General features: G+C 63.1%; 2 protein-coding genes. Both read left to right on the forward strand.

Features of this window, described 5'->3' with window-relative positions:
• The first annotated feature begins 96 nt into the window (after positions 1-96).
• Positions 97-1,197, forward strand: coding sequence for an agmatine/peptidylarginine deiminase (locus NUV89_RS29365; protein WP_257784070.1), 1,101 nt, complete (start codon positions 97-99; stop codon positions 1,195-1,197).
• Between the two features lie 44 nt (positions 1,198-1,241).
• On the forward strand, positions 1,242-2,075 hold the full coding sequence (gene yghU / locus NUV89_RS29370; protein ID WP_257784071.1) for a glutathione-dependent disulfide-bond oxidoreductase: 834 nt from the start codon (positions 1,242-1,244) through the stop codon (positions 2,073-2,075).
• The last annotated feature ends 80 nt before the right edge of the window (positions 2,076-2,155 follow it).

Genomic DNA, 2,155 nt, shown 5'->3' on the forward strand with positions numbered 1-2,155 from the left:
TCCCAAGCTTTTGGGGCCGCTACGCAGCCCAGCGGGAGCAAGCTCCCTCGCCACAAGGGTGTGTTTTTCAATTCAGAGTCGTAAACAGAGAACCTTATGCCAACCCGTCGCACCTTCATCCAACAAGCCGCTGTGGTCAGCGCCATGGCCCTGATCGCCCCGCACCTGCGCGCCGCCACTCGCGGCGGTTTCTACATGCCCGACGAAGGCGAAACCCACCGCCAGGCCTTTATCGCCTTTGGCGCCCAGGACGCGATCTGGGAGGACTTCACCGCCGATGTGCAAGCCGCCCTGGGCCGCATCGCCCGGGCGATTGCCGCGTATGAACCGGTCACCGTGTTCTGCCGCGAAGACGAGCGTTCACTGGCCGAAAAACACTGCGGCACGCGCAATATCACCTTTGTCGAAACCGAGCTGGACGACATCTGGATGCGCGACACCGGTGCCAATTTTGTCATCGACGGCGCCGGCGGCCAGCGTGCGGTGGACTTCAATTTCAACGGTTGGGGCAACAAGCAGCAGCACGCCGATGATGCGCTGTTGGCGGCGCTGGTCGCTGAAGAAACCGGGGCCAAGCCTGTGCGCAGCGAACTGGTGGGCGAGGGCGGTGCCATCGAGGTGGATGGCCTGGGCACCGGCATCATGACCGAAAGCAGCTGGATCAACCGCAACCGCAACCCCGACTGGAGCAAGGCCGAGGTCGAGGCCGAACTCAAGGAACGCCTGGGCCTGCGCAAGATCATCTGGCTGCCGGGCATCAAGGGCAAGGACATTACCGACGCCCATGTGGATTTCTATGCGCGCTTCGTTGCGCCGGGCGTGGTGCTAGCCAACCTCGACACCGACCCCGAGTCCTACGATCACAAGGTCACCCTGGCGCACCTGGAGATCCTCAAGAACGCCAGCGACGCCGACGGTCGCCCATTGCAGGTACACACCGTGTCGCCGCCGCTCAAGCCGCGCAAAAACCGCTTCAGCCAGGGCAACCTGGACTTCGCTGCGGGCTACATCAACTACTTCGTGATAAACGGTGCGGTTATCGCCCCGGAGTTCGGCGACCCGCAGGCAGACCGCAAGGCGCTGGACTTGCTGGCCCGGCTCTACCCGCAGCGCAAGGTGCTGCAGCTCAATATTGACGCCATTGCAGCGGGTGGCGGCGGCATTCACTGTGTGACGAGCCATCAGCCTTTGGTTTAGTCTGGAGCGCTTCGTTGATCGCAAGCGCCTCTGGAGCAGTAAGCATGACCGACTACGTACCCCCAAAAGTGTGGACCTGGGACACCGAAAACGGCGGCACCTTTGCCAGCATCAACCGGCCCATTGCCGGCGCCACCCATGACAAAGAACTGCCGGTCGGCAAGCACCCGTTGCAGCTGTATTCCCTGGCCACGCCCAATGGGCAGAAGGTCACCATCCTCCTCGAAGAGCTGCTGGCCCTGGGGCACAGCGGCGCCGAATACGATGCCTGGCTCATCAAGATCGGCGACGGCGACCAGTTCGGCAGCGGCTTTGTCGGGGTCAACCCGAACTCCAAGATCCCGGCGTTGCTGGACCGCAGCGGCGCAAACCCGATTCGCGTGTTCGAGTCCGGCGCGATCCTGCAGTACCTGGCGGAGAAGTTCGGCGAGTTTTTCCCCACAGAGCCTGCGGCCCGCGCGGAGTGCCTGTCGTGGCTGTTCTGGCAGATGGGCAGCGCGCCGTACCTGGGCGGCGGTTTCGGGCATTTTTATGCCTATGCACCGAGCAAGATGGAATACGCGATCAACCGCTTTGCCATGGAGACCAAGCGTCAGCTGGACGTGCTGGACCAGCGTCTGGCGGTGAGTGAATACATCGCCGGGGATGAATACACCATCGCCGATATTGCCATCTGGCCTTGGTACGGTGGCTTGGTCAAAGGCCGGTTGTATGGGGCGGCGGAGTTTTTGTCGGTGCATGAGTACACGCACGTGCTGCGTTGGGCGGAGGCGATTGAAGCGCGGCCGGCGGTGCAGCGGGGGCGGCGGGTGAATCGGGTGTCGGGGCCGGTCGAGGAACAATTGGCCGAGCGCCATGACGCCAGCGACCTGGACTGACACGGTAAAACAAATGTAGGCGAACCCTGTGGGAGCGGGCTTGTGTGGGAGCGGGCTTGTGTGGGAGCGGGCTTGCTCGC

The organism is Pseudomonas sp. 18.1.10 (assembly GCF_024655625.1).
Taxonomy (GTDB): Bacteria; Pseudomonadota; Gammaproteobacteria; order Pseudomonadales; family Pseudomonadaceae; genus Aquipseudomonas.

Coding starts and splice junctions, on each gene's coding strand:
- yghU (WP_257784071.1), top strand. CDS start 1,242: ATGACCGACTACGTACCCCCAAAAGTGTGGACCTGGGACACCGAAAAC.
- NUV89_RS29365 (WP_257784070.1), top strand. CDS start 97: ATGCCAACCCGTCGCACCTTCATCCAACAAGCCGCTGTGGTCAGCGCC.